This is a genomic window from Peribacillus sp. B65 (assembly GCF_058513295.1).
On record NZ_CP195840.1, the window covers coordinates 4,056,419 to 4,082,784 of the forward strand.

Sequence of the window (26,366 nt, forward strand, 5' to 3'; positions counted from 1 at the left end):
GCTTTTATTAACATCATATTTTAATATGAATATTGTAAGCGCTTTAATAATAAAACAAAGGGGTTTTTATTATGAGAATTAAAGCAACGCTTGATCGTATCCCAGGGGGGATGATGGTTGTTCCGCTATTGCTGGCAGCCACTATCAATACATTATTTCCTAGTCTATTAAGGATTGGCGGATTTACGGAAGCACTGTTCGTGAACAGTTCAAGTGCTTTGATAGCATTATTCCTCTTAATTGCCGGAACGCAAATCAATCTTCGTACAGCAGGCACTTCGGTGAAAAAGGGCGTTACACTTTTAACATATAAGTGGGTGTTAGGAGCACTGGTCGGCCTAATTGGGTTCTGGCTGGCAGATAGTAACGGATTGTTCTTAGGGATGGCACCATTGGCAATTATTGCAGCCATGACAAATTCCAATGGCGGGCTTTATATTGCATTAGCCGGTCAGTATGGGAAAGAAGAAGACAAGGCCGCCTACCCATTTCTCGCTTTAAGTGATGGTCCATTCTTAACAATGGTAGCGCTTGCTATTTTCGGGACAATGGGCTTCGCTGATGGCATGTTCTCTCCAACTTCGTTCATAGCCGTATTGCTTCCGCTGCTAGTCGGGGTGGTATTAGGGAATTTGGATTCCGAGATGAAAGATTTTCTTTCTAAAGGAAGCGATAAGCTTGTTCCATTCTTTGCTTTTTCATTAGGTATGGGGATTAATTTCACAGCGATAATCCAAGGTGGATTAAGTGGAGTATTGCTTGGTGTGATTACAGTTCTCCTAACTGGTGGAGGAGGGTATCTGATCTTTAAGTGGATAGGATGGAACCCGATTGTCGGTGCTTCTGAAGGCTCCACTGCGGGTAACGCCGTCGGGACTCCGGTGGCTATCGTGGCAGCGAATGCTTCATTCGGGATCCATGCGGAGCTTGCTACTGTACAAATTGCAGCAAGTGTCGTGACAACAGCTATTCTTCTCCCGATATTCATCGGCTTCCTATCCAAGCATTTGGATAAGAAGGGTGGAGTGGCTAAATACAATAATTAGGCTAGCCCATGCTTTGGAGGGGATTTAAATGAAATTAGCGATTATTGCGGATGATTTAACTGGCGCCAATGATAGCGGAGTCCAATTGGCTCGACATGGTCTTAAAACGACCGTACTATTTGGATTGGATGAAGAAAATGTACGGGATTATGATGCCGTCGTATTTGATACAGACAGCCGCTCACTTGAGAGGCAGGATGCTTATGATAAAGTCAAGGCAGCGGCAGGCTTTTTAAAGCGGGCTGGCTTCTCAACGATCTTCAAAAAGCTAGATTCGACAATGCGCGGAAATATCGGTGCTGAAATCGATGCCATCTATGATGCTGTAAGGCCGGATTTAGTCATGATCGCTCCGGGTTATCCTAAAAATGGAAGATCAATTCTGGATTCTACCCACTATTTAAATGGTATTCCTCTTGGAGAAACAGAGATTTCCAAGGACCCAAAAACGCCTGTGACCCAATCTTATCTGCCAGAGTTGATTGGCGCCCAGACATCACATAAAATTGGTACAATTACAGTGAAGGATTTGGACAAAGGCAAAAACCATGTGAACAGTATGTTATTAGGTTTTGCAAAGGATTCGATAACGTATATCATCATCGATGCAACCGAAGAGCAGCATTTGAAAGACATATTGAATTATACAAAGGAAATGAATATTGACGTGGCATGGGCGGGATCGGCAGGGATCGCCAATTACCTGCCTGACCATTATTCCATACCACACAAGGAAAATCGATTGAAGATTCCTAATTCAAGCTCGCCGGTCCTTACAGTGATCGGAAGTGTAAATAAGAATTCACGGAAACAATTGAAAAAAATGTTGGAACAGACCCAGGTACATGCCATATCATTCGAGTCCCATAAAGCTGTAGGGGAAGACCGGGAAAGAACTGAGGAAATCAGGAGAGTCTATCATGAGGCCATCCAAATGGCAGCACAAGGGCAGGATGTCGTCATTTATTCCACTGCAGAAAACGCGGATATTGAAAGGGCTTGGAAAACAGGCGAATCTAAAGGCCTTACTCATACACAGGTCAGTAACGAGATTGTGAAAGCGATTGGAACAGTATGTTCTGTCCTGTTAGAGAAACAATATTTTAAAGGTGTGACAATGACAGGCGGCGATACAGCCAAGCAAATATGCAATCTATGGGATGTAAAAGGTTTCGAATTGCTGGATGAACTGGAAATAGGGGTCCCGATCTCCAAATTCCTAGGTAATGACGCTATTCATGTCGTCACGAAAGCTGGAGGATTTGGTTCAGAGGACGTATTTATCCATGCGATGAATAAGTTGAAGGGGGAGAATGATTGATGAGACCCATTATCGGAATTACGATGGGAGATGCAGCGGGAATTGGCCCGGAAATTATCGTAAAAGCATTGGCTCACGTTGAGGTGTATCAACAGTGCAGGCCGCTTATTATCGGAGATGCGAAAATAATAGAAAAGGTAAAGCCTATCGTAGGCTTTGAGGGGATGGTTCATGCCATAAAAGATCCTGCAGAGGCGAAATATGAGTTCGGTACGATAGATGTTCTGGATCTGGACATCCTACCTTTGGACCTTCCGTTTGGAGAGGTATCTGGTTTAGCGGGAGACGGCGCCTTTCAATTCTTGGCAAAGGCCATCGACCTGGCAAAGGAGAAGAAAATTCATTCAATCTGTACAGCCCCACTGAATAAAGAAGCGCTCCACAAAGGTGGTCATATGTATCCGGGTCATACAGAGATTCTTGCTGACCTTACGGATACAAATGACTTTTCGATGATGCTGACCACTCCCAATTTAAAGGTAATCCATTTGACGACTCATATGGGGCTGATTGAAGCTATCGAAAGCATTAATCCTGAACGGACGTACAAAGTAATTAAGCTTGCACATGAAACGCTGACAAAGGCGGGCTTCCAAAACCCAAGCATCGCCGTTTGTGGTATAAACCCTCATGCAGGGGAGAATGGCTTATTTGGAAATGGTGAAGAAGAAGAGAAGTTAATGCCTGGAATAGAGAAGGCACAGGCTGAAGGAATCAATGTAAGCGGGCCGCTTCCTGCAGATACATTGTTCTTCCGGGCTGGCCGTGGGGATTTTGATATTGTCATTGCCTGTTATCATGATCAGGGACATGCCCCAATCAAGGTTATGGGAATTGAGGCTGGGGTCAATATTACTGTAGGGCTCAAGGGCGGCATAGTCCGAACTTCCGTAGATCATGGCACAGCCTTTGATATCGCTGGAAAGAACATCGCTGATGAAAAAAGCATGCTTGCGGCCATTCAGTCAGCAATTGAATTAGCACCAAAGCAATAAATAGAGAAGCTGCCAGGATGATCCCGGCAGCTTTTTAGTTGAGCTGATTTTCCCTTTACGTGATTTACTGCTCAGCTCAAAAATTGAAACTTGGGAAAATTAATATATTAATGGATATTGAAAAAACAAATGGAGATTGTCCAAAATGAACCAATTCATTTCCAATTTGAGGATTATTTGCTACAATTTTATATGTCTTGGTTTATCATGGAATGAAACATTTTCGTCTTTAGTTCGTATGGTAAGAAGGATACATATATTTAAGGGGGAAAACAGATGAATGGAAAGCGTTGGGCGGCACTTGGAATTGCAGCCGTTTTATTTTTTGTTTCTATTGCTGTAGGGACGGCTACGACTCTATTTACAGCGGATACGGAAAATATCATTGATGATTTATTTGCTTCTGAAAGTGCATTTTACGAGGAAGTCATAGAAGGCGATGATTTCTCTAATGTTATTGCCGTATTCGATGTAGAGGGCACGATTCAAGATACAGGAGAAGCCTCATTACTTAGTTCGGCAACATATAATCACCGTGCCTTCATGGATAAGCTGAAGATGGCTGAGGAAAATGACGATATCAAAGGAATCATCCTTCGGGTGAATTCTCCAGGCGGCGGTGTCGTCGAAAGTGCAGAGATATATGAAAAGATCCTTGATATCAAGAAAGTGAAAAAACCTGTTTATGTATCAATGGGGTCTATGGCAGCTTCAGGTGGGTATTATATTTCTGCACCAGCCGATAAGATTTATGCTAGTCCTGAAACGATGACGGGTTCACTTGGTGTCATCATGCAGGGGTATAATTACGAGAAGTTGGCCAAGAAGTATGGTGTTGAGTTCCAAACCATCAAAAGCGGACCACACAAAGATATTATGAGTCCGACCCGGGAAATGACTGGTGAAGAACGTGAAATACTCCAAGACATGATCGATAATTCTTATGACCAATTTGTAAAAATCATTGCAGATGGACGCGGTATGTCAGAGAAGGAAGTAAGGGAAATCGCAGATGGCCGCATTTATGATGGACGTCAGGCTAAAGAAAACCATCTAATCGATGATTTCGGCCATTTGGATGATGTAATTGCCGCGATGAAAACGGATATCGGTGAAAAGGATGCTCAAGTTATCCGTTATACAGATGAGGCAGGATTCGGTTCATTATTCAGTATGGGTGCGCAAAAAATGTTGGGAAATGATGTGGAAACGGCAGTCTTGACAAAAATCCTTTCCTCTTCAAATTCTCCACGCTTAATGTATTTGTATGCGGAATAGGGGGGCTGAAGGATGACGGAACGAAATGAAAATAATGAACAAATTGCTTCATCCAATCTAATGGCAGATCAAGAGGTTCCCGTTGAGCAGGGATTTACACCAGTCAGTAATGCCGTGGATGATGACGGAGTAATGAAAGTGCATTTTGCCGGTTTTTGGATGAGGTTTTGGGCCTATTTAGCCGACCTATTGGTTATCGGAAGTTTGAACAGGATTTTGATTCATCCCATCTTCAAGTTTTATGAAGGGACAGATGATCTCTGGTTTTCCGCAGAGGGATTTTTAACGGGGGTCGTATTCTTCTTATACTTTGTTTTGATGACCAAATTCTTGAACCAAACTCTTGGTAAAATGATTTTTGGACTGAAAGTCGTTGCATTGAAGGAAGAGAAAAGAAACATTTCTTGGGGCACGATTTTGTTCAGGGAGCTGATTGGCCGCTATATTTCAAAGATCACTTGGATCGGCTATCTCTTGGCAGGCCTATTACCGAAGAAACAGGCTTTGCATGATATCTTTGCAGACACGGGCGTTGTGTTGATCAGAAGATGATTTCTTCCAGTCATAAATCTGTAAGAGCGTGATTTTCGCTTTTACAGGTTTATTTTTTTTGCATAAGCCAATAATGATAGGCTGAAGGGGTGTGGGTGCATGAAGTGGCTTTTGTTGATTATAGGTATCCTCATTTTGGTGTTGCTAATAGTTGTTTTCACTAAAGTAAGAGTTTCCATCGACTACAAACGTGTCCAAACGAATGACCTAATACATATTAAATTATCAGCTTGGTATGGGCTTTTTCACTATACAATCAAGGTTCCGGTCATCAAAATGGAAGATGACTCGACAACTGTAGTAGTAAACAAAGAGCAAGAAATGAACGGAAAAACAAAAAAGGAAGAAAAGAAAAAAATTACAGCTGAAGATATGCGTGACGGATTCGCAGACATTCTGGAGATGCTTCAGCATATAATCGGTTTCCATAAGATAGTCCGTCACTTCGCTGGGAAAGTCCAAGTCAAAAAATTCACTTGGCATAGTAAGGTCGGTACTAAAAACGCTGCACACACCGGTGTTTTAACTGGAGCATGCTGGGCACTCAAAGGTTCCATCATCGGTTTGCTGACAACCTATTTCAACTTCCGGATCATGCCCTCCTATTCCATTACACCCGACTTTCAGAGATGGCAGGCAAACACGTCGATTTCCTGCATATTACAATTTAGAATCGGGCAGGCTATGGTGACTGGAATAAAACTGCTTCGTTATTGGAAAGGCGGGAAGCCGCATTTCAAGTCGAGTAAATTAGCGAAGCTATCAGGTGATTCCAATAAACAATCGTTCTAGAGTGGAGGGAATTTAAATGTCAGATCATCCGATCCAAGGTTTAATGAAAGAAGCAATGGAAAATCTGAAAGAAATGGTCGATGTGAACACGATCATCGGAGATCCGGTGGAAACTCCGGATGGAAGTGTCATTTTAACCGTATCCAAAGTGGGATTTGGTTTTGCAGCCGGTGGCAGTGAATTTGTGATGGATGGAAACCATCAAGGACAGCAAGGTGGTTCCAAGCAGCCTTTTGGCGGCGGTAGCGGCGGCGGGGTTTCCATAACACCAATTGCCTTTTTGATTGTCGGTTCCCATGGGGTGAAAATGATCCATCTGGATGAAGGGACGCATCTTCTCGAAAAAATGATGGATTTAGCTCCTCAAGTCGTCGATAAGATTCAGTCCATGCTATCCAAGAAAGACAATAATCAAAAGCAGGGCAGTAATCAAAACCAAGGCGGCAGTCAACCAGCTGCAAAAAGGTACCAAGAACCTAAAATGGATATAGATTTCTAACTGCGACTCGGCATCCGCCGAGTTTTTATTTTTGCTGCAGTATATCATTACACATTCAAAAGCTTGGATGTCATGTACAAGCTCCAATCACATTTCCCAATTCAATTAATTGCAAAATTCCGGCAAAACAAATATTATTATGCTTGTACATATAGCAGAAAAAGGAGGAATTTTTAATGGCTTCAGTTACATTTAAAAACAACCCGATCACTTTAGTGGGACCAGAACTAAAAGTTGGGGACAAAGCACCTGATTTTACAGTATTGGCTAATGACTTATCACCGGTTACTTTAAACGACTCCAAAGGTTCTGTCCGCATTATCAGCGTGGTGCCATCTGTGGATACAGGTGTTTGTGACGCACAGACACGTAAATTCAATGAAGAAGCGGCAAAATTGGATAATGTAAAAGTACTTACGATCAGTAACGATCTTCCTTTCGCGCAAAAACGCTGGTGTGCTGCAAGCGGCTTGGACAATGTTCAAGTTCTTTCCGATCACCGTGACCTTTCATTCGGTGAAGCATATGGTGTCGTCATGCAAGAACTTCGTCTATTGGCTCGCTCTGTATTCGTAGTGAACAGCTCTGATGAAATCACATATGTAGAATATGTAAGTGAAGGTACCAGCCATCCTAATTACGAAGGTGCAATCGAAGCGGCTAAAGCGGCAAAATAAGATGCAAATTTTAAAAAACCGGGCTCAATGTGCCCGGTTTTTTGTTTTAATGTTGATTTTCTTGTTGATAAACACCTTGTCGTTGAAGTGGACAGGTCCTTTTTAGGCTCTAATATTCATTTAAGTTGTGCTTATTATTAATTTCTGAGGTCGATCGATACAGTTCGTTTCTTTTGACGAGTTTCATTTATTATATGCTGGATCAGTTAAGGCTCGAAAGTCGGACCATTTTGTGGTAAAACAACCTTGCCAGACCACTCTTGACCATTAGGTGTTCCAACTTTTATGTCAATTTCATTAGGCCACGACGGCATTTGTCTTGGTCCTGGGAAAAACCCCTGTTGTTGCCCTGCTCGAAATCCTTCTCGATACCCTTGTCGATACCCTTGTCGAAATCCTTGTCGAAACCCTTGTTGAAACCCCTGTTGTTGCCTGTTTAATTCATCTGCTGACTGAATATCATGTTGCTGATTTATCGGATTAACCTGCCCATGATAGTTTTGATATTGATTATCCATATATAATCACCACCTCATGCATGGTATTCTGTTGGGGCATTCATTGAGCCTATCCAAGTAATAAAAAATACAGGGCAACAACACAATCCGTATTTGAGTTTTTAGACAAAAGGGTTTCTATCTGAAATTTTTATACAAAGTTGATTGGAGCGGATGTGCGAGACTCCTGCGGGAAAAGCGCGTCCAGGGGAGACCCCGCAGTCGCAAGCCGAGGGCAGACCACCCGCGGAAAGCGAGTGCCTGGAATGGAAATCAAGTCCACCAAAACATTTCATGGTTCGGGGTGTGACCATTCCTAGCCACTTTTTTAGACAAAAGAGTTTCTATCTGAATTTCAAAACAAAGTTGCTTGGAACGTAAGGTACGAGACTCCTGCGGGAAAAGCGCGTCCAGGGGAGACCCCGCAGTCGCAAGCCGAGGGCAGATCACCCGCGGAAAGCGAGTGCCTGAAGTGGAAATCAACGTCCGAATTTTACACCTTGTATTTAATAATTTCAAAACGGAAAACAGTACGTTAAACAGACGAAGAATGATGAGCAGGACGTACGGCTTGTATCTCTTTCTTCTTACCTTTAAAATAGGGACAGAAGCAAACAGGAGGAATTAATAAGTGAAGTCTACCCCAGTTGAACAATTATTTTATGAATTTGATGAAACAGCCCAAATATTGCAAAGTGAACTATCATGTACGTATCTGGATGCCCTGGGTGAAACGGGCGAGAATTTCTTCGAAGGGAAAGTCCTGCAGGAGGAAATCAGTGAAGTATCGAAAAAAAGGTTAGTGAAGCATTATGCTTCATTTTCACCAGGGAAATATGAAAAAGAAGCAATCCGAAAAGCGTACCAGCTTGCCATTTTAAAAGGCATGCAGCAGAGCGTTCAGCCGAATCATCATATGACTCCTGATGCAGTCGGCATGTTCGTCAGTTATTTAGTCGGTAAATTCACAAAGGATCAAAAAGAGATAGTCATGCTCGATCCAGCCATCGGAACGGGGAACTTACTATTTGCGATCTTGAATCAACTTACTGATAAAAACATCGCTTCATATGGTGTCGAGATTGATGAAACCTTGATCAGGCTTGCTTATGCAGGTGCCAACCTGCAAGAACACCCGCTGCAATTTTTCAACCAGGACAGCCTGGAGCCGCTTTTCATCGATCCTTCAGATGTTGTGGTCAGTGATTTGCCGATTGGTTATTATCCGAATGATGTGCGTGCAGCTGAATATGAATTGAAGGCCGATAAGGGACATTCGTATGCACACCATTTGTTTATTGAACAAGGTGTTAAACACGCGAAGGATGGCGGACATCTATTCTTCATTGTCCCGAATAACCTGTTCGTCTCGGAGGAAGCGCCGAAACTCAATGATTTCCTGAAGAAGCATACACATATTCAAGGGATGGTGCAATTGCCGCTTTCCATGTTTAAGAGTGAAGCGGCTGCGAAAAGCATCCTGATTCTTCAAAAGAAAAAAGAGGGTATCGAAGCACCGAAGAAGGCATTGCTCGTACAGCTTCCGAAGTTGTCGGATTTCGAAGCGACCAGGTCTGTCATGCAACAGATGGACGATTGGTTTAAAGAGGAAAAATAGTCAATGAAAGCTGATGCCCCGGGCATTGGCTTTCATTTTTTTATTTGAGAGTGATTATTTGCAATTGTTCATTAATATTTGGTTGAACCTGCTTGTCATGATAAGATTGTACAATACACTGCACGTTTCGTTGAGATAACATTGGAAGAACTAGCTTAGAGAAAAGGAGCAGGATGGATGTCAAAAATCATGGCTATTAATGCGGGCAGCTCTTCATTGAAGTTTCAGCTTTTTGAGATGCCTTGTGAAAAAGTAATTACAAAAGGTCTTGTAGAAAGAATCGGCTTGAAAAATTCCGCATTTACTTTAAGCGTCGAAGGCGACAAGGTTTCTGAAACGCTTGATATACCCAATCATGAAGTGGCTGTAGGGCTTTTATTGGAAAAGCTGATTGACCATCGCATCATTGACTCCTTTGAAGAGATAGATGGCGTAGGGCATCGGGTGGTGCATGGCGGTGAGGTATTCAGCGAATCGGTCTTGATTACGGAGGACGTAATAGAGGAAATCGAAAAACTTTCCGAGTTGGCGCCCCTTCATAATCCCGCCAATATCACCGGGATCAAAGCCTTCAGGCAAGCACTGGATGATGTGCCAGCGGTTGCGGTATTCGACACTGCCTTCCATCAAACGATGGCAGAAGGTTCCTATTTGTACAGCTTGCCTCTTGAATATTATGAAAAATACGGAATAAGGAAGTATGGGTTTCATGGTACTTCACATAAATATGTATCACAGCGTGCTGCCGTAATGATTGGCCGCCCAATTGAACAGCTTCGATTGATATCGTGCCATTTAGGGAATGGTGCAAGCATCACGGCCATAAAGGGCGGCAAATCAATTGATACATCAATGGGATTTACACCATTGGCCGGTGTTACTATGGGAACGCGTTCAGGGAACATCGACCCTGCATTGATTCCTTATATCATGGAGAAGACGGGTAAAACAGTAGATGAAGTTCTGGATGTCCTGAATAAGAAAAGCGGCATCCTGGCCCTTTCCGGTTTTTCCAGCGACCTGCGCGATATTCAAGTTGAAGCGGATGAAGGCAATGAGCGGGCTGAACTCGCACTTAAAGTATTCGCAGACCGAATTCACAAGTACATTGGCTCCTATTCAGCTAAAATGGGAGGTGTGGATGGCATCATTTTTACAGCGGGCATCGGTGAAAACAGTCAAACCATTAGGGGCCGAATCTTGGAGGGACTTGAATTCATGGGAGTTTATTGGGATAAGGATCTCAATCGCACCTCGGGTAAGGAAGCGTTCATCAATGCACCCTATTCCCCTGTAAAAGTCATGGTCATCCCCACTAATGAAGAAATCATGATTGTCAGGGATACGATGAAGATAGCCTTGAGTGAAACTTGGAAAACATGACTTCCTGTTTTTTTATAATGATCCCTTATTCCACTGGTAAGGGGTCTTTCCCATGAAATTCCCTCCTCAAAGTCCGACTCCTCATGGAGTTTATGTCCATGCAGCCCATCCCCATTCACACTGGATTCCTATCATCCGTTCTCTGAAAGGCTTCCCTCTATGGTATACTTAAGGGAGAATCCACCAATTCTGTACATAGGAGGCTTGATGCATGGAATTCACGAACCGGGAAATGAAAATTTGGAATGAAATTAGTGAATGGCAGGAAAAACTTTATCAATATGAGCCCACGGACCTTGCTGCACTGTATGATAAATGGTTGGAGCAGGGGTTTGCCCTGCTTCCTGAAAACGTCCAACAACAGTTTTTTGAAAAGCTGGATACCTGGCTTTTTCATTTACATGCCATGGTTCAGAGCTCACAAGTTCAAATAGATGCAAGAGAGCGGATTTTAGCATCTGCGCGCGTGTTTAATGAAGAAATCGAAACGTTGAGTGATTTGAATCACTTATCGATCGATCAGTTGAATTACATAGCCAATCAGCATATCGCTAAGCATCGCTTATATTCATTTGCACAGGGAGGGATGAGCGGATCAGGAGGCCTCCTTCTGCTAGGGAGCGATATTCCAGCCATGACGGTCATCAATGTCAGGATCGTACAGCTAATTGCGATGTCTTATGGTGTTGAGGTGAATACGCCGTTTGAAATGATGTTGGCCCTTAAGGTATTCAATGCAGGAGCGATGCCAAAGAGGCTCCAAGGAATAGCGTGGGAAGAATTGATCCGCGAGGTCCAGACCGCAGAAGATGACTATTTTTATTTAGGAATTGAAGAACTGACAAACCCTACCTGGATGGAACAGCCTCTGAAGCAGCTGTTGAAAGCATTATCCATTACTGTTTTTCGAAAAAAATTGGTTCGTGGCATACCGTTCATCAGTATGGCCATCGGGGCTGGATCCAATTATCAAATGACCCGGAGTGTCAGTGAATTTGCCCAGAAGTTCTATCAATATCGTTATTTACTGGATAAGAAGGCTGATGAAGAATGAGTGTCAAGAATCATAAAAAAGCCATCACGGAGGCAGTTCGCTGCATGGTGATAACCGTCAGTGATACACGTAATGAAGAAAGCGATAAAAGCGGAGCACTGATGATGGAATTGCTGAATTCGAATGGTCATGAAGTGAATGAATATGTAATCGTTAAAGATGAGCGGGAAGCGATTCAGGATGCGGTCACTTCTGGTAGCCAAAGCAGCAAGGTCGATGTCATATTAACAAATGGGGGCACTGGCATCGCCAATAGGGATGTAACGATCGAGGCGGTCAAAGAGTTGATGACCAAGGAAATTCCCGGTTTTGGCGAGATTTTTCGAATGCTTAGCTATCAAGAGGATATCGGGTCTGCCGCCATTTTATCCAGGGCGATTGCCGGAGTCGTGAACAATAAAGCCGTTTTTTCCACCCCAGGCTCATCAGGGGCGGTTCGGCTTGCGATGAATAAATTGATTCTTCCGGAATTGGGACATGTCGTTGGTGAACTTCGCAAGGATTTATAAGAGGATGCAAAAAAAAGCCACAGTTTTAAACTGTGGCTTTTTTTGCATGGAATAGGCCTTAATTATGCATCTTTTCACTTACGACTTGATTGGCACGATACCATAGCCATAAATCATTGATGATGGAAGCAAGTTCCGCAATTTCGGAATTGAGCTGGCATGATCTGGCGAAATTACTCTCATCGGAGAGCCGAAACTGCTTTCGGTTAATGGTGGATTCAAGTTCCTTGATGCGGTCCGGGATGCTTCCCCGGATATTCTCCCAGTGTACGAGTATTTGCTGTTGCTCGCCTTTTGTATATTCATCCCACTCCAGATTCAAATCGGGAATTGAGATGCCAAGCCGTTCATCAAAGGTAAATAGTTCTTTCATATGCCCTCCGCTTTTCGATTTATCATACTCCTAGTTTACTATATTCCCGCGGAAGCATCCAATGTGTAAATTCACTAAAATTATTAGCGGATTATTTAGCAAAATCTTTAAAATACCCCTTGTATTCCTTTAATAAAGATGATAAAGTACTAATCATAGATTGAATAAAAATAACAAACGATGAATTTTTATTCACACGAAAGGACGATGGAAATGGAAAATCAAAAAGTTGTTTTAGCATATTCCGGAGGTTTGGATACTTCCGTTGCAATTAAATGGTTACAAGATCAAGGATACGAAGTTGTGGCATGCTGTTTGGATGTCGGTGAAGGAAAAGATTTGGACTTCATTAAAGAAAAAGCGATCACTGTTGGTGCGGTAAGTTCCTATGTCATTGATGCGAAGGACGAATTCGCTGATGAATTCGCATTGACGGCTCTTCAGGCACATACTTTGTATGAAGGGAAATATCCATTGGTATCAGCTTTATCACGTCCGCTGATCGCAAAGAAATTAGTGGAAGTGGCTGAAGCGGAAAACGCGGTAGCTGTTGCGCACGGTTGTACGGGCAAAGGAAATGACCAAGTGCGTTTCGAAGTATCCATCTCCGCCTTGAACCCTGATTTGCAAGTTCTTGCACCTGTTCGTGACTGGAAATGGTCTCGTGAAGAGGAGATTGAATATGCAGCGAAAAATGGCATTCCCGTTCCGATTGGCATGGCGAGTCCGTTCTCGATTGACCAAAACCTTTGGGGAAGAAGTAACGAGTGTGGAATCCTGGAAGATCCTTGGGCTGCTCCGCCCGAAGAAGCATATGATTTGACTACAAGCCTTGAATGTACGCCAGATACTGCCGATATCATTGAAATTGGTTTTGAACAGGGTGTGCCGGTTACATTGAATGATAAAAACTATAAACTGGCTGACCTGATTGTCGAGTTGAATCAAATTGCCGGCAAACACGGAGTTGGGCGTATCGATCACGTTGAAAATAGATTAGTAGGAATCAAATCACGTGAAGTCTATGAAGCTCCCGGTGCGATGACATTGATAGCTGCACATAAAGAACTTGAAGATATCACGCTTGTAAAAGAATTGGCTCACTTCAAGCCGGTGATTGAGAAGAAAATGACTGAATTGATTTATGAAGGACTTTGGTTCTCTCCGCTTCAAAAGGCTTTGGCTGCATTCCTGAAAGAAACACAAGTGAATGTAACGGGTACGGTCCGTGTCAAACTATTCAAAGGTCATGCGATTGTTGAAGGAAGAAAATCCGAGTACTCCCTATATGACGAAAAATTGGCTACCTATACAAAAGCAGATGAATTCGATCATGATGCAGCAGTTGGATTCATTAAGTTATGGGGTCTTCCAACGAAAGTGAACAGCATGGTCAATAACAAGAAGGTGACAGTGTGAGCAGCAAGCTTTGGGGAGGAAGATTCACGAAATCTGCCGAAGAATGGGTAGATGAGTTTGGGGCTTCCATTTCCTTTGACCAGGAACTTGTCCTTGAAGATATTCAAGGCAGTTTAGCTCATGTAACCATGTTAAAGCAATGCAGCATTTTACCTGAGGAAGATGCGGATCAGATCATTGCAGGTCTGAAAAGTTTACAGGAAAAGGCTGAGAAGGGTGAATTGACTTTTAAGGTTGAGATGGAAGATATCCATCTTAACCTGGAAAGTATGCTAATAAGCGAAATCGGTCCAGTTGGCGGAAAGCTTCATACAGGAAGAAGCCGTAATGACCAAGTTGCAACCGACCTTCATCTATATATGCGGAACCAAACGAAAGTGATCCTGGAACTCATCAATGATTTGCAAGTAGCGATTTTGGGACAATCCAAGAAAAATGTGGAAACGTTAATTCCAGGTTATACACATTTACAGCGTGCACAGCCCATTTCATTTGCGCATCACTTAATGGCTTATTTTTGGATGCTTGAGCGTGATAAGCAGCGCTTCACCGAGAGTTTCAAAAGGATCAATATTTCTCCATTGGGTGCTGGGGCATTAGCTGGGACGACTTTCCCGATTGACCGTGCCCTCAGTGCGGAGCTATTGGGGTTTGAGGGGATTTACGAAAACAGCCTTGATGCGGTAAGTGATCGTGATTTTGCGATTGAATTCATGAGTAACAGTGCAACAATGATGATGCATTTATCCCGTTTCAGCGAAGAAATCATTCTCTGGTCAAGCCAGGAATTCCAATTCATTGAATTGGATGATGCGTTTTCCACGGGAAGCAGCATTATGCCGCAAAAGAAAAATCCTGATATGGCGGAATTGATCCGTGGTAAAACAGGACGGGTTTATGGGAACCTAACGGGGTTATTGACTGTTTTGAAAGGACTGCCGCTTGCATATAACAAAGATATGCAAGAAGATAAAGAAGGCGTTTTTGATACGGTTAAGACCATTGTTGGTTCACTTAAAATATTTGCCGGCATGATTTCAACGATGAAAGTGAAAACGGACGTAATGGAAAAAGCAACAAAAAATGACTTCTCGAATGCGACGGAATTAGCTGATTACCTAGCTTCAAAGGGAATGCCTTTCCGTAAGGCGCACGAAGTGGTCGGGAAGCTTGTATTGTTCTGTGTCCAGAATGGCTGCTATTTAGTGGACCTGAGCATTGAACAATTCCAGGAAGCTTCCGAGTTGTTTGATCAGGATATTTATGATGCTTTAAATCCTTATGAGGCCGTTAAACGCCGTAACAGTGCGGGCGGTACAGGTTTTGCCCAAGTCCTGCTGGCGATTGAAAAAGCGGAAAAACTGGTAAGTGAATAACAAGGAAAAGCTCGTTCACCAATTTGGCGAACGAGCTTTTTATCATTTTCTCTTATTGATTCGTACGCACGACCATTACATCACAGTTTGAATGGCGAACGATGCCTTCCGATACGCTGCCGATAAGGAAACGTTCGACTGCATTAAGGCCTGTTGCACCGCAAACAATTAAATCGATCGAATGCTTTTTCGCTAAATCCCTTGGAATTTGAACTTTAGGAGAACCATAGGCAACTTCTGTTTGGACCTTTGTAATCCCGGAGGCAATGGCTTCCGTTTTATACTTGTCCAATAGCTCATTGGCAAAGGTTTCAGAGTGATCACGGATAGTCATATCATAAGCTTCGACAGTAGGGAAATTCCTTGTATCCACGATGTGTGTGAGCACAAGGGTAGCGTCACTGAGTTTTGCTAAGTAGATGGCCTTTTTTAAGGCCCACTCTGCTTCTTCCGAGCCGTCCACTGCTACAAGAATATTTTTATAATCTATACTATTCAAGTGAATCTCCTCCTTCTATTTCATTCCTATTATACAATGATTTACCTTATGGATCTGATTTCAATTGTAACAAATTAGCGAATGTTTATGCCAATAATCTGGAAATTGAAAAATGGAACAATATGTTTCCAACTCTTATGATGTAAGGAATCATTGCAGGAACGCATTTGTTTATTTATGGTAATCTTTAATGTGAAAGGGGAGTTTTTTCTTTGAGTGTTTCAAAAATAGTAAACTATGCATTATATTCATTCGTGCTTTTGTATGCTTTGATCTATTTCATTTATATTTTTTTCATCAATGCTGCACATGCTTCTATCAGTTTAATGAGTATATCAGCACTGCTGCTTCCATTTATTCTATTACTATTTTTTCAATGGATTTCATGGAAATATACCGACCGGCATAATAAAAGGAAACTCAAAATTAGATTTATAGTCATTACATGCCTTGGCTTTGCCCTTCTATTTTTTTGTGTGGTTCTGTTGGGGGTGTATGAATATGAATCAAGCTTCACCGCTGAAAGATGGCTAAATGATGATGAAGGAAGAGTATACCTGGTAGAAGATTTAATGAATGAACACGAATTGATAGGCATGACAAAAGAAGAAGTGTTTACGCTTTTAGGGTCTCCAACAGAAACGGAATATTTTAAAGAGGAAGATAATGTTGTTTATTATCTCGGTGCCGAAAGGGGAATCATAAGAATTGATAGTGAATGGCTGGTCATTTGGTTTGACGGCAGTGATAAAGCAATGAAGTATGAACTGCGGACCGATTAGTTGAAATGTTGAATAAATACCCCCGTCTTAAATGAAGGCGGGGGTATCCGGTTTTTGTTATATTAATTGGTTAATGCATTATCATTTTATGATTTGCAGGCTCTTCGGGAATTTGGTCAAAACCTCACAGCCAGTATCCGTGATCAATAGATCATCTTCAATCCTTACGCCTGCAACATTTGGAACATATATGCCAGGTTCGATGGTATAAACCATTCCGGATTGAAGCTCGAGGGAATTCGTTTCAGTCAAGGATGGATACTCATGGACGCTGATCCCAAGCCCGTGGCCGAGTCTGTGCGGGAAGAATTCACCGTATCCCTTTTTGCTGATGATGTTTCTGGCCGTCAGGTCTATCTCGGAACAGGATACACCAGGTTTACTGGCTCTAACGGCAGCTTCTTGTGCTTTAAGTACAGTTTCATATATTTCTGCCTGTTTATCATTGATATCTCCGTAAGCGACCGTTCTAGTGATGTCAGAGCAGTACCCTTCATGAACGACGCCAAGGTCAAAGAGGACGAGGTCGCCGCGCTGAACCTTCGTATTCCCAGGTGTGCCATGTGGGGAAGCGCCATTTTTACCAGTCAGGACCATGGTGGAGAAAGACATTTGGCTGACTCCGGCTTTTTTCAATTCGTATTCTATCGCCGCAAGGATTTCCATTTCCGTTTTACCTTCATGAATTTCGCTGACACCCACTTCAATCGCAAAGTCGGCAAGACGGCATGCTTCACGGATTTTGACCATTTCATCTTCCGACTTGATCATTCGCATCCTTTGAAGTTTTTCTTCTGCGGAAACGAGCTTTGGGGCTCCGAAGTGTTGTTGGACCTTTTCATAACGTTCTACATTCATATGCTCTTTTTCAATAGCCATTTTATTAATGGATAACCCGCGATTCTCCACTGCTTGCTTAACTTTTTCCCATGGATCTTCAATGTCGGTGTAACCGATGATATCTCCAGCCCATCCAGCCTGTTTAGCATCCGGAACTTCCATCTGCGGGCAGACAAGGAATGGGTCGGCATTTGCAAAAATGGCAAGTGCCAGCAGTCTTTCGTGAGGATCACTAAAAAAACCGCTCAAATAGAAGATGCTCTCTGTAGATGTAAGTAAAGCGGCTTCAGTCTCATTGGCCTGTAGCCAATTTTGTAGTTCTGTCAAACGTTCATTCATGACGATACCTCCATTAATAAGATATAATTACCATAGCAATATTTAAAAGTATAGTAAATGGGAAAGGCCTAAGAAAGCTACTTAAAAAAATTAGTGGGTATGGGAAGGGAGCATCAAAAATGAAAGTATCTTTTCATGGACATGCAGTTGTAAAAGTCGAAACGAATGGTAAAACGATTTTAATCGATCCATTCATTACTGGAAACGAATTGACCGATTTGAAGGTAGAAGATGTGAAACCGGATGTGATCATCTTAACACATGGCCATAATGACCACGTCGGTGATACGGTTGAATTGGCCAAAAGGCATGATGCACTTGTCATCGGCATTGCAGAGATGGCCGACTACCTGGGTGCTCAAGGAGTTCGAACACACGGGATGAGCATCGGCGGAGCTTTCGAGTTCGACTTTGGAAAGGTGAAACTGACGCCAGCATTCCATGGAACGGGATTCAATAACGGGGATGGGCAAATCATTTATTTGGGAATGCCTGCTGGCATATTGCTTACGATAGAAGGGAAAACGATCTATCATGCAGGGGATACAGCGGTATTTTCCGATATGAAGCTGATCGGGGAGCGACATCCGATTGACTTGGCATTCCTGCCAATCGGCGACAATTACACCATGGGCCCGGAAGATGCCGCACTTGCAGCGAAGTTCCTTCAAGCCAAACAAGTCGTGCCGATTCATTACAATACTTTCCCTGTCATCAAACAGGATCCTAACAAATTCATCGATATGCTTGAAGAGGGAAATGGACTGATCATGGAAGCCGGGGATGAAATCGAATTATAAAAGAAGCGGGGGCCTGCAGGGCTTCCGTTTTTTTGTGTATCGCGTGGGGATGGCAGGCTGAAATGAATAATTTTTTAAGCAGCATTGCCTTTCCTGCAGGGTCATTACAGCAATCGGAAAGTAAAGTCTCGTTTTGCAGCCAAGTCTTTTTTCCTTTCACAGGCATAAAATGAATAGATGAAAAAAAAGGGGGGGTTTGATGAAACAGAGGTTATTTCTGTGTTTGCTACTATGCGGTGTGATGCTGTATTATGCCGTGCCGCGTTTATCGTTGGAAAGTGGCGGTCTGGAGGGTCTGTTCGCTGGATCTTGGCTGTTGTTTGCATTGTTGGCGGTAGCTGGAAACTTGACGGGCATACTATATTCTCCTAAGAAACAAAAGGTAAAACGACAGCCTGAATATAAAAGGTTGCGCCAATACTAGTAGTTGTTTGATAAACTAGGCTCTTTGACCTTATAATGGGGAATAGGAATACCGTGAAAAGGGTGAAGCGCTTGGCTACAAAGCATGAACAAATATTAAAACATATCGATGGGCTCCCTGTCGGCGAAAAGATTTCCGTCCGTCAAATAGCGAAAGCATTGAATGTTAGTGAAGGTACGGCATACCGGGCAATTAAAGAGGCGGAGAACCAGGGCTACGTGAGCTCGATTGAGCGGGTAGGTACGATCCGCATTGAGAAAAAGAAAAAAGAGAATATAGAAAAGCTCACTTTTGCAGAGGTAGTCAATATTGTTGACGGACAAGTTCTGGGTGGGAAAACGGGACTTCATAAGACATTAAATAAATTCGTCATCGGGGCGATGAAGCTGGATGCCATGATGAGATATACGGGTGCAGGAAACCTACTGATCGTCGGGAACCGTACACAGGCCCATGAGCACGCGTTAAAAGCGGGTGCAGCGGTGCTGATCACCGGGGGATTCGATACGGAAGAGCCTGTTAAAAGGTTAGCCGATGAATTGGAGATGCCAGTCATCTCAACAAGTTACGATACGTTTACCGTCGCAACGATGATCAATCGGGCAATCTATGACCAATTGATCAAAAAGGAAATCTTGCTGGTGGAGGATATTTTGACACCCGTACAGGAAACGACCTTTTTAACGGTGGGTGACCGGGTTCAGACTTGGCATGAACTGAATCAGGAATCCGGTCATAGCCGTTTCCCTGTTGTCGATGACAATATGAAGGTTCAAGGAATGGTCACATCAAAAGATATCATCGGACAGGAAGAGCTGACGCTCATTGATAAGGTGATGACGAAAAACCCGATGACCGTAGGCGATAAAATGAGTGTGGCATCTTCTGCACATATGATGGTTTGGGAAGGGATTGAGTTAATCCCGGTCGTGAATGACAGTCATATCCTCAAGGGTATCGTGAGCAGGCAGGATGTCCTGAAGGCACTGCAAATGAGCCAAAGGCAGCCTCAGGTCGGCGAAACGATCGACGATACGATTACAAGCCAGCTTGTGATGACTTCGAATCGGGGCAAGGGCGAGGAAGTGTATAACTATGGAGTCACTCCGCAGATGACCAATTACCTTGGAACCATTTCAAGCGGTGTGTTCACGACATTGGTCACCGACTCAGCAAATCGTGCACTTCGAAGCTATAAGCGCGGTGACTTGGTCGTGGAAAACATGACGATTTATTTCATCAAGCCAGTCCAGATCGACAGTACGCTTGAAATCCATCCTCGTGTACTCGATGTAGGACGTAAATTCGGAAAAGTGGATGTTGAAGTGTTTAACCAAGGCAAACTTGTCGGCAAGGCGATGTTGACTTGCCAATTGCTTGACCGATCATGAAAAATAAAAAGGATAATCGAATTTCGATTATCCTTTTTGATTTGCAGCTTCTTCGATTGCATGCGGCAAATAAAATTTATACATTTTATAGCCGCCCCAAATACTGAATAGGCCAACGAAGATGAAAACGGCAGCAATGATATAAGTGATGGTCGTGTGGAATAGAAAAAGCTGATTGACTCCGAATAGTGCGACAAACGCACCTAGGGCAATGGAAGATTTCCCTGAAATCCACTTTTTCTCCATCGGCATTCTGGTTCGGACCGATTTGATTTTATAAAACAGATAGACCCCTAATGAAAGAACGATCAAGGTGACAAGAATAGGCATCGTTTGAAATTCCCCCAATTTAACATATGTACCTTTTTATTGTAGCGGGAAATGAAAGAGAATGCCACAGTAAACAAGATGAGTCTTCCTATTTCCGCAATTTTTTGATTAAATGAAATATATCATCTTTATTAGGCTCGATAATACATATGTTAAGGGGAGATCTATATGAAAGCTGAAATATTAGCAGATATAAAGCGTTATGATACTATCATTCTCCATCGTCATGTCCGTCCAGATCCGGACGCTTATGGTTCACAGGGGGGATTGGCGGAAATCCTGAAAGCATCTTTCCCCGAAAAGCGAATTTTTACGGTCGGGAAAGAAGAACCGTCATTGAATTACTTAAGAAGGCTTGATGTGATTTCGGATGAAACATATCAAGGTGCTCTGGTAATCGTTTGTGATACCGCAAATACGGACCGGATTTGTGATGCACGGTACACAACGGGGGATAAACTGATTAAAATCGATCATCATCCCAATGAAGATCCATATGGCGATATGCGCTGGGTCGATACATCGGCAAGTTCGACAAGTGAAATGATTTATGAGTTTTACCAGTTCGGGAAAGAGGAAGGCTTGAAGATGAGTGATGAAGCGGCACGCCTTCTATATGCAGGCATTGTTGGCGATACAGGTCGTTTCCTATTCCAAAGTACGACTGAAAAGACATTTGCCTATGCCAGTGAGTTGATTCACTACTCGTTCTCCCGCCCTCAGTTATATCAGGAAATGTATGACGTCGAGGAAAGCATAGTCCGGTTGAATGGCTATGTGCTGCAGCATTTTGAAATTCTTCCCTATGGCACAGGGAAAATGATCATCACAAAAGATATACTTGAAAAATTCCATGCTTCCACATCTGAGGCATCTCAGCTCGTTTCCTCACTCGGTTCCATTAAAAATGTTAAGTCTTGGGTCTTCTTCATTGAAGAGGATAAAGAAATCAGAGTCCGTTTCCGTTCTAAAGGACCAATCATCAATACGATTGCCCGGAAATATAACGGCGGAGGCCACCCGCTTGCAGCAGGGGCTTCGATTCATTCTTGGGATGAAGTGGATAATATCCTTGCCGACATGGAAGAGTTGAATAAAGCGGAATGAAAAAACTTAAAGACCAAATCGCATATGATTTGGTCTTTAAGTTTGGTAGAAATCAATTAAGCCAACATCTAAGAAGTAGTCCTTTTTAGTTTGATTTCAATACTCATTTTCGTATAAAACATGATCTCGACGACTTCAAGTTGATAGCGCTTTTTATTGATGGTCACGATCTTATTTTCTATCGATTTTTTCAAAAGCACCTTTCCTTCATAAACACTGGCGACATCTTTGGCGAGAAGAGAGGAAAGGTCGTCCTCAATCACATCCTCCGCTTCTGCAATACTGAGCCGATCCAGACTGTATTTTTCATTCGTGATGGTTACTTCCACTTCCTGAATCGTCAGGATTTCCTCGTTTTTCTCATTCAATTTTTTATAATCCTGCTCCCAAATTGCGATTTCCCCGTTTAAATCCTTGATTTCTTCTCTTTGTTCGTGAAGGATCCGGATCTGCTTCTCCTGCTGAACACCATGCATATAAAAGAAAATAACCCAGCTGATCAATCCGCCAAGTGCGGCTCCGGCAAAAAAACGCTGCCAGGTGGGAGACCTGTGATAGGGAGGAATTCTCATGGTGAAATATGCTCTTGCGTGAACCAGTTTATGATCAGTGCTCCTGTCTGTGCCCCTCCAAGTGCAGATAGAATCAATAGGACCTGTTTGACTATATCCTTCGTTTCTCCGTGGAAAATACCGCGTTCAAAATTATAGACCATATCAAAGGTACCCCCGATCGCAGCGACAATGGCCCAAATACGAAGGCTGTCCGACAGCCGGAATACAGTCGTCATCGGGGCTTGTCCAGTAAAAAAAGCCGCGAGGCCCCCGATTATAGAGCCGCCAAGCAATACGCCAAGCGATATGAAAAAGCTGTTGAGAAAGGCTGGAACAAAGGCTTCATTCATATATCATCATCCTTTTTTGCTTGATATTCTTCTTCTATTCCATTTATATGGGAAGTTCAGAGGTAATATGATAGTCGCAGGAAATCAGGAAGTTAAATTGCATTGGTAATGAGAACATATTTTCTTTTTTTGAAATAAACACTATAATGAAAAGAAACATGCCTTACAAAGGTGGGAGAAAAAACGTGTATACTCATCTCCATATTCAGAGCGGATACAGCCTGCTGACAAGTACGGTGAAGATCACTGAACTTGTGGCCAAAGCGAAAGCGGATGGCTGTACAAGTCTTGCCTTAACCGATCGAAATGTTATGTACGGTTCGGTCTATTTTTATAAAGAATGCAAGAGACAAGGTATAAAGCCGATCATCGGCATAATTGCGGATGTCCTTGATGAACGGGAATCGCCACATGGACTTCTTTTATTGGCAAAAAGTCTACAAGGATATCAAAACCTGCTTAAAATAAGCAGTGCCATAAAAACGAAATCCCCGTCAGGCATTCCGATGAATTGGCTAAAAGCCTATTCCAGGGGTTTGATTGCAATCACACCGGGTGCGGAGGGGCAAATAGAAACGCTATTGAGAGAAGAAAATCCTGAAGAAGCCAAACAGGCAGCAGGGCGATTTCTGCAAATTTTTGGTCATGATAATTTTTATATATCCATACAGAGACTTTCGATTGCGGATGAGGAAAAAGGTAACGAAGCCATAAGTCAGTTGGCGAGAGATTTAGAGATAAAGATTGTCGCGACGAATCCGGTCTATTATTTGAATGAAAGCGATGCACTCGCACAAGAAGTCCTGTTGGCAATTGGAAATGGCGACAAGCTGGCGGATGAGACGCATACGGTACTTGAATCAGATCAATTTTATTTGAAAAGCCGGGCTCAGATGGCAGAACTATTCCATGACAGACCGGATGCACTCGAAAATACACTACATATTGCCGCGCAATGCAATCTGGAAATCCCATTTAATCGTTCACTGCTGCCTAAGTACCCTACTGAAGATGGAGTAACAGCCGAGGAAATGCTCGAAGCCATCTGTTTCCAAGGGCTGAAGAAAAGATTGCCGGAGCCATCCATCCAATATGAAGAGCGCCTACGATATGAGCTGGATGTCATCACAAAGATGAAATTCAGCGATTACTTTTTAATCGTCTGGGATTTCATGAAATTCGCTAAGGACCATCAAATCCTTACTGGTCCTGGAAGGGGCTCTGCCGCCGGGTCGATGGTAGCTTATGTCCTGTCGATAACGGATGTCGATCCTATCGAACATTCCTTGCTGTTCGAGCGTTTCCTGAATCCGGAGCGTGTCTCGATGCCGGATATCGACATTGACTTTCCGGATAACCGCCGCGAAGAAGTGATTGCCTATGTCGCGAAGAAGTACGGGGAACTTCATGTAGCACAAATCATTACATTCGGAACTTTGGCTGCCAAGGCTGCGTTAAGGGACACAGGACGTGTTTTCGGCTTGAATTCAAAGGAACAGGAAGCGGTATCGAAAATGATTCCAGGCCGTCTGGGCATCACGCTTCCCGAGGCTTTCAAGGAATCGAAAAGGCTCAGGGAATTCGTTAATGAGAGTGACCTGAATCAAAAACTTTTTCAAACCGCGTTATTGCTTGAAGGTCTGCCTCGCCATGCTTCGACTCATGCTGCCGGCGTCGTCATCAGCGACCAGGCACTGACCGAGCATATTCCGATTCAGGGAGGGCATGACGGAATCCATCTGACTCAATATCCAATGGACCTTCTCGAAGAACTGGGACTTCTTAAAATGGATTTTCTTGGACTTCGCAATTTAACGCTCATCGATAATATTCTAAATAACATTAAAAAGGGAACGGGGAAAAAGCTCGACTTGTCCCATATCCCTATGGATGACCCCGAGACGCTAGCCCTTTTAGGGAGAGGAGAAACAACCGGGGTGTTTCAATTCGAATCGGATGGCATCCGAAAGGTTTTGATAAAGCTGAAACCGAACCGATTCGAGGATATCGTCGCGGTCAATGCCCTATATCGTCCAGGTCCGATGGAAAATATACCGCTGTTCATCGAGAGAAAACATGGACTGGCTCAGATTGATTACCTTCACGAGGATTTGAAGGATATCCTCGAGCCTACTTACGGGGTTATCGTATATCAAGAACAAATCATGCAAATTGCCTCCCGCTTAGCCGGGTTTTCACTAGGGGAGGCTGACCTGCTCCGCCGTGCCGTTTCCAAGAAGAAGAAGGATGTTCTGGATCAAGAGCGGCAGCATTTCGTGAGCGGCTCATTGAAACAAGGATATTCCGAAAAAACGGCAGATGAGATTTATTCCTTGATTGTCCGCTTCGCTAACTACGGATTCAACCGAAGCCATGCGGTGGCGTATAGTTTCATCGCTTATCAGCTTGGTTACTTGAAAACTCACCATACGGAATATTTCATGGCAGCACTCTTGACATCGGTCGTCGGGAATGATGAAAAGATTTCGCAATATATCCGTGAAGCAAAAAAGAAAGGGATATCGGTTCTGACTCCCTCGATTAACCGGAGCGGATACCCGTTTTTACCCGAAAAGGAAGGGATCCGTTATAGCCTTGGAGCCATAAAAGGGATAGGCGGTACGGTCCTGAAAGAAATATTTGCTGCGAGGAGGCAGAAGAAGTTCGCTGATTTATTCGATTTCTGTTTGCGCGTTTCAGGGAAAATCGTAAATAGGAAAGTGTTGGAGGCGCTTGTGCATTCAGGTGCATTTGATGAATTCGGTGAAGACCGGGCAACATTGTTGGCGAGCTTGGACGTAGCGATCAATCATACGGAATTGGTTAATCCGGATGATGACCTATTCGATATGTTTTCGGATGGTGAGTTTTCACTCAAACCGAAATACAACCGGGTCGATCCCATCCCTATCGAGCACAAACTCTCATTGGAAAAAAGCGCATTGGGCCTTTATCTATCGAATCATCCGGTGACAAGCTACAGAGAACTTTTTCAGCACTTCGGCTGCTTGACCATAGATGAAGCTACCGATAAAAAGGAATCAAAAGTCTTACTTGGCGCATATATTACGTCGGTTAAAACAATAAGGACAAAAAAGGGCGATGTGATGGCTTTCTTGAGCGTTAGTGATGAAGAGGGGGATATTGAAGCGGTCGTTTTTCCAAATGTTTATAAAAACCACTCTGCTGAATTAAATCATGGACAACTCGTTATGCTGCAAGGAACATTGGAAGAGCGGGATGGAAAAACACAGCTCCTGATCAGGAACGTTTACCCGCTTGAAAAAGTGAAGCAGATGAAAGAGGAACAAAACGGAACGATATTCCTGAAAATTGAGGCCGGCAAGCAAACGAAGGATACACTGCAAAAAATAAAAAAAATTTTAATGCAGCATAGCGGTGAAACCAAGGTCATGCTTTTTTACGAGAGGGAAAACCGCTATGTACAGCTATCTTATTGGGATTGGGTCAATCCTTCAGATAGTCTGATGCAGGCATTATTTGACTTGGTTGGAAAAGGGAATGTGGTTTACAAGAAAGAATAACTGTTTTACAACTTTA

At 43.2% G+C, this 26,366-nt stretch carries 27 protein-coding genes; 20 read left to right on the forward strand and 7 right to left on the reverse strand.

Annotation, left to right across the window (positions count from 1 at the left end):
* Window positions 1-71: 71 nt before the first annotated feature.
* From ACSR9O_RS19750 to tpx, 8 genes are all read left to right on the forward strand, one after another.
* Window positions 72-1,046, forward strand: coding sequence for a 2-keto-3-deoxygluconate permease (locus ACSR9O_RS19750; protein ID WP_101222938.1), 975 nt, complete (start codon window positions 72-74; stop codon window positions 1,044-1,046).
* A 28-nt stretch (window positions 1,047-1,074) separates the two neighbouring features.
* A complete protein-coding gene (locus ACSR9O_RS19755) occupies window positions 1,075-2,367 on the forward strand; it encodes a four-carbon acid sugar kinase family protein (protein WP_230176738.1) in 1,293 nt (430 codons plus the stop codon).
* A complete protein-coding gene (gene pdxA / locus ACSR9O_RS19760; RefSeq protein ID WP_491724960.1) occupies window positions 2,367-3,362 on the forward strand; it encodes a 4-hydroxythreonine-4-phosphate dehydrogenase PdxA in 996 nt (331 codons plus the stop codon). The genes ACSR9O_RS19755 and pdxA overlap by 1 nt, the downstream gene beginning before the upstream one ends.
* Before the next feature lie 276 nt (window positions 3,363-3,638).
* Complete coding sequence (gene sppA, locus ACSR9O_RS19765) at window positions 3,639-4,640, forward strand: signal peptide peptidase SppA (RefSeq protein WP_137018152.1); 1,002 nt, start codon at window positions 3,639-3,641, stop codon at window positions 4,638-4,640.
* 132 nt (window positions 4,641-4,772) lie between these two features.
* Window positions 4,773-5,192: an RDD family protein gene (locus ACSR9O_RS19770; protein WP_402940135.1), complete on the forward strand. Its 420-nt coding sequence runs from the start codon at window positions 4,773-4,775 to the stop codon at window positions 5,190-5,192.
* A 99-nt stretch (window positions 5,193-5,291) separates the two neighbouring features.
* A complete protein-coding gene (locus ACSR9O_RS19775) occupies window positions 5,292-5,984 on the forward strand; it encodes a DUF2953 domain-containing protein (protein WP_402938914.1) in 693 nt (230 codons plus the stop codon).
* A gap of 16 nt (window positions 5,985-6,000) precedes the next feature.
* Window positions 6,001-6,483, forward strand: coding sequence for a GerW family sporulation protein (ytfJ, locus tag ACSR9O_RS19780; protein ID WP_137018154.1), 483 nt, complete (start codon window positions 6,001-6,003; stop codon window positions 6,481-6,483).
* Between the two features lie 176 nt (window positions 6,484-6,659).
* Entirely contained in the window at window positions 6,660-7,160 is a 501-nt protein-coding gene (gene tpx / locus ACSR9O_RS19785; protein ID WP_101222931.1) for a thiol peroxidase, read from the forward strand.
* Window positions 7,161-7,366: 206 nt separating this feature from the next.
* Here tpx and ACSR9O_RS19790 read toward each other — a convergent pair whose 3' ends face one another.
* Window positions 7,367-7,678 (reverse strand): hypothetical protein, encoded by a 312-nt coding sequence (locus ACSR9O_RS19790; RefSeq protein WP_101222930.1) that lies wholly within the window; start codon window positions 7,676-7,678, stop codon window positions 7,367-7,369.
* Between the two features lie 610 nt (window positions 7,679-8,288).
* Here ACSR9O_RS19790 and ACSR9O_RS19795 point away from each other — a divergent pair.
* The 4 genes from ACSR9O_RS19795 to ACSR9O_RS19810 all read left to right on the forward strand — a co-directional run bounded on the left by ACSR9O_RS19795 (window position 8,289) and on the right by ACSR9O_RS19810 (window position 12,221).
* A complete protein-coding gene (locus ACSR9O_RS19795) occupies window positions 8,289-9,275 on the forward strand; it encodes a class I SAM-dependent methyltransferase (RefSeq protein WP_101222929.1) in 987 nt (328 codons plus the stop codon).
* Between the two features lie 177 nt (window positions 9,276-9,452).
* Window positions 9,453-10,658 (forward strand): acetate kinase, encoded by a 1,206-nt coding sequence (locus ACSR9O_RS19800; protein WP_101222928.1) that lies wholly within the window; start codon window positions 9,453-9,455, stop codon window positions 10,656-10,658.
* Window positions 10,659-10,869: 211 nt separating this feature from the next.
* Window positions 10,870-11,712, forward strand: a complete 843-nt coding sequence (locus tag ACSR9O_RS19805) for an EcsC family protein (protein WP_101222927.1) — start codon at window positions 10,870-10,872, stop codon at window positions 11,710-11,712.
* Window positions 11,709-12,221 (forward strand): MogA/MoaB family molybdenum cofactor biosynthesis protein, encoded by a 513-nt coding sequence (locus ACSR9O_RS19810; protein WP_101222926.1) that lies wholly within the window; start codon window positions 11,709-11,711, stop codon window positions 12,219-12,221. Before ACSR9O_RS19805 ends, ACSR9O_RS19810 begins: the two co-directional genes overlap by 4 nt.
* Window positions 12,222-12,279: 58 nt before the next feature.
* Here the strand turns inward: ACSR9O_RS19810 and ACSR9O_RS19815 are convergent, their stop codons facing one another.
* Window positions 12,280-12,594 (reverse strand): hypothetical protein, encoded by a 315-nt coding sequence (locus ACSR9O_RS19815; RefSeq protein WP_491724961.1) that lies wholly within the window; start codon window positions 12,592-12,594, stop codon window positions 12,280-12,282.
* A 213-nt stretch (window positions 12,595-12,807) separates the two neighbouring features.
* Here ACSR9O_RS19815 and ACSR9O_RS19820 point away from each other — a divergent pair, with 213 nt between their 5' ends.
* Both ACSR9O_RS19820 and argH read left to right on the forward strand, forming a co-directional pair.
* Complete coding sequence (locus tag ACSR9O_RS19820; protein WP_101222924.1) at window positions 12,808-14,013, forward strand: argininosuccinate synthase; 1,206 nt, start codon at window positions 12,808-12,810, stop codon at window positions 14,011-14,013.
* Window positions 14,010-15,389, forward strand: coding sequence for an argininosuccinate lyase (gene argH, locus ACSR9O_RS19825; protein WP_260358312.1), 1,380 nt, complete (start codon window positions 14,010-14,012; stop codon window positions 15,387-15,389). The genes ACSR9O_RS19820 and argH overlap by 4 nt, the downstream gene beginning before the upstream one ends.
* Before the next feature lie 52 nt (window positions 15,390-15,441).
* Here the strand turns inward: argH and ACSR9O_RS19830 are convergent, their stop codons facing one another.
* The gene (locus ACSR9O_RS19830; protein ID WP_034311454.1) at window positions 15,442-15,879 is read right to left on the reverse strand and encodes a universal stress protein; all 438 of its coding nucleotides are present in this window, start codon (window positions 15,877-15,879) and stop codon (window positions 15,442-15,444) included.
* A gap of 221 nt (window positions 15,880-16,100) precedes the next feature.
* Here ACSR9O_RS19830 and bamE point away from each other — a divergent pair, with 221 nt between their 5' ends.
* Window positions 16,101-16,670, forward strand: a complete 570-nt coding sequence (gene bamE, locus ACSR9O_RS19835) for an outer membrane protein assembly factor BamE domain-containing protein (RefSeq protein ID WP_101222922.1) — start codon at window positions 16,101-16,103, stop codon at window positions 16,668-16,670.
* 81 nt (window positions 16,671-16,751) lie between these two features.
* Here the strand turns inward: bamE and ACSR9O_RS19840 are convergent, their stop codons facing one another.
* A complete protein-coding gene (locus tag ACSR9O_RS19840; protein ID WP_101222921.1) occupies window positions 16,752-17,849 on the reverse strand; it encodes a M24 family metallopeptidase in 1,098 nt (365 codons plus the stop codon).
* A 119-nt stretch (window positions 17,850-17,968) separates the two neighbouring features.
* Between ACSR9O_RS19840 and ACSR9O_RS19845 the strand changes: the two genes are divergently transcribed.
* From ACSR9O_RS19845 to ACSR9O_RS19855, 3 genes are all read left to right on the forward strand, one after another.
* Window positions 17,969-18,649, forward strand: coding sequence for a metal-dependent hydrolase (locus ACSR9O_RS19845; protein ID WP_260358309.1), 681 nt, complete (start codon window positions 17,969-17,971; stop codon window positions 18,647-18,649).
* A gap of 199 nt (window positions 18,650-18,848) precedes the next feature.
* Complete coding sequence (locus ACSR9O_RS19850; RefSeq protein ID WP_260358307.1) at window positions 18,849-19,073, forward strand: hypothetical protein; 225 nt, start codon at window positions 18,849-18,851, stop codon at window positions 19,071-19,073.
* A gap of 71 nt (window positions 19,074-19,144) precedes the next feature.
* Window positions 19,145-20,464: a DRTGG domain-containing protein gene (locus ACSR9O_RS19855; protein ID WP_137018167.1), complete on the forward strand. Its 1,320-nt coding sequence runs from the start codon at window positions 19,145-19,147 to the stop codon at window positions 20,462-20,464.
* A gap of 27 nt (window positions 20,465-20,491) precedes the next feature.
* On the opposite strand, the gene ACSR9O_RS19860 is transcribed toward ACSR9O_RS19855, so the two are convergent.
* Window positions 20,492-20,794, reverse strand: coding sequence for a YtpI family protein (locus tag ACSR9O_RS19860; RefSeq protein WP_260358625.1), 303 nt, complete (start codon window positions 20,792-20,794; stop codon window positions 20,492-20,494).
* A gap of 168 nt (window positions 20,795-20,962) precedes the next feature.
* On the opposite strand from ACSR9O_RS19860, the gene ACSR9O_RS19865 reads away from it, so the two are divergent.
* Window positions 20,963-21,901, forward strand: a complete 939-nt coding sequence (locus tag ACSR9O_RS19865; protein ID WP_137018168.1) for a DHH family phosphoesterase — start codon at window positions 20,963-20,965, stop codon at window positions 21,899-21,901.
* Between the two features lie 68 nt (window positions 21,902-21,969).
* Here ACSR9O_RS19865 and ytrI read toward each other — a convergent pair whose 3' ends face one another.
* A complete protein-coding gene (ytrI, locus tag ACSR9O_RS19870) occupies window positions 21,970-22,473 on the reverse strand; it encodes a sporulation membrane protein YtrI (RefSeq protein ID WP_101222918.1) in 504 nt (167 codons plus the stop codon).
* Window positions 22,470-22,805 carry a sporulation membrane protein YtrH gene (gene ytrH, locus ACSR9O_RS19875; RefSeq protein WP_034309135.1) on the reverse strand — a complete coding sequence of 112 codons (336 nt, stop codon included), beginning with the start codon at window positions 22,803-22,805 and terminating at the stop codon, window positions 22,470-22,472. The genes ytrI and ytrH overlap by 4 nt, the downstream gene beginning before the upstream one ends.
* A gap of 185 nt (window positions 22,806-22,990) precedes the next feature.
* Here ytrH and dnaE point away from each other — a divergent pair, with 185 nt between their 5' ends.
* Window positions 22,991-26,350, forward strand: a complete 3,360-nt coding sequence (dnaE, locus tag ACSR9O_RS19880) for a DNA polymerase III subunit alpha (RefSeq protein ID WP_363320590.1) — start codon at window positions 22,991-22,993, stop codon at window positions 26,348-26,350.
* Window positions 26,351-26,366: the final 16 nt, after the last annotated feature.

What these genes read in the sequence shown, in the direction of transcription:
- ACSR9O_RS19750 (WP_101222938.1), top strand. Translation starts at nt 72, where the DNA reads ATGAGAATTAAAGCAACGCTTGATCGTATCCCAGGGGGGATGATGGTT.
- ACSR9O_RS19820 (WP_101222924.1), top strand. Translation starts at nt 12,808, where the DNA reads ATGGAAAATCAAAAAGTTGTTTTAGCATATTCCGGAGGTTTGGATACT.
- pdxA (WP_491724960.1), top strand. Translation starts at nt 2,367, where the DNA reads ATGAGACCCATTATCGGAATTACGATGGGAGATGCAGCGGGAATTGGC.
- ACSR9O_RS19860 (WP_260358625.1), bottom strand. Translation starts at nt 20,794, where the DNA reads ATGCCTATTCTTGTCACCTTGATCGTTCTTTCATTAGGGGTCTATCTG.
- ACSR9O_RS19800 (WP_101222928.1), top strand. Translation starts at nt 9,453, where the DNA reads ATGTCAAAAATCATGGCTATTAATGCGGGCAGCTCTTCATTGAAGTTT.
- ytfJ (WP_137018154.1), top strand. Translation starts at nt 6,001, where the DNA reads ATGTCAGATCATCCGATCCAAGGTTTAATGAAAGAAGCAATGGAAAAT.
- ACSR9O_RS19805 (WP_101222927.1), top strand. Translation starts at nt 10,870, where the DNA reads ATGGAATTCACGAACCGGGAAATGAAAATTTGGAATGAAATTAGTGAA.
- ACSR9O_RS19790 (WP_101222930.1), bottom strand. Translation starts at nt 7,678, where the DNA reads ATGGATAATCAATATCAAAACTATCATGGGCAGGTTAATCCGATAAAT.
- ACSR9O_RS19850 (WP_260358307.1), top strand. Translation starts at nt 18,849, where the DNA reads ATGAAACAGAGGTTATTTCTGTGTTTGCTACTATGCGGTGTGATGCTG.
- ytrH (WP_034309135.1), bottom strand. Translation starts at nt 22,805, where the DNA reads ATGAATGAAGCCTTTGTTCCAGCCTTTCTCAACAGCTTTTTCATATCG.
- sppA (WP_137018152.1), top strand. Translation starts at nt 3,639, where the DNA reads ATGAATGGAAAGCGTTGGGCGGCACTTGGAATTGCAGCCGTTTTATTT.
- ACSR9O_RS19845 (WP_260358309.1), top strand. Translation starts at nt 17,969, where the DNA reads ATGAAAGTATCTTTTCATGGACATGCAGTTGTAAAAGTCGAAACGAAT.
- ACSR9O_RS19755 (WP_230176738.1), top strand. Translation starts at nt 1,075, where the DNA reads ATGAAATTAGCGATTATTGCGGATGATTTAACTGGCGCCAATGATAGC.
- tpx (WP_101222931.1), top strand. Translation starts at nt 6,660, where the DNA reads ATGGCTTCAGTTACATTTAAAAACAACCCGATCACTTTAGTGGGACCA.
- ACSR9O_RS19865 (WP_137018168.1), top strand. Translation starts at nt 20,963, where the DNA reads ATGAAAGCTGAAATATTAGCAGATATAAAGCGTTATGATACTATCATT.
- ACSR9O_RS19810 (WP_101222926.1), top strand. Translation starts at nt 11,709, where the DNA reads ATGAGTGTCAAGAATCATAAAAAAGCCATCACGGAGGCAGTTCGCTGC.
- ACSR9O_RS19840 (WP_101222921.1), bottom strand. Translation starts at nt 17,849, where the DNA reads ATGAATGAACGTTTGACAGAACTACAAAATTGGCTACAGGCCAATGAG.
- ACSR9O_RS19775 (WP_402938914.1), top strand. Translation starts at nt 5,292, where the DNA reads ATGAAGTGGCTTTTGTTGATTATAGGTATCCTCATTTTGGTGTTGCTA.
- ACSR9O_RS19770 (WP_402940135.1), top strand. Translation starts at nt 4,773, where the DNA reads ATGAAAGTGCATTTTGCCGGTTTTTGGATGAGGTTTTGGGCCTATTTA.
- ACSR9O_RS19815 (WP_491724961.1), bottom strand. Translation starts at nt 12,594, where the DNA reads ATGAAAGAACTATTTACCTTTGATGAACGGCTTGGCATCTCAATTCCC.
- ytrI (WP_101222918.1), bottom strand. Translation starts at nt 22,473, where the DNA reads ATGAGAATTCCTCCCTATCACAGGTCTCCCACCTGGCAGCGTTTTTTT.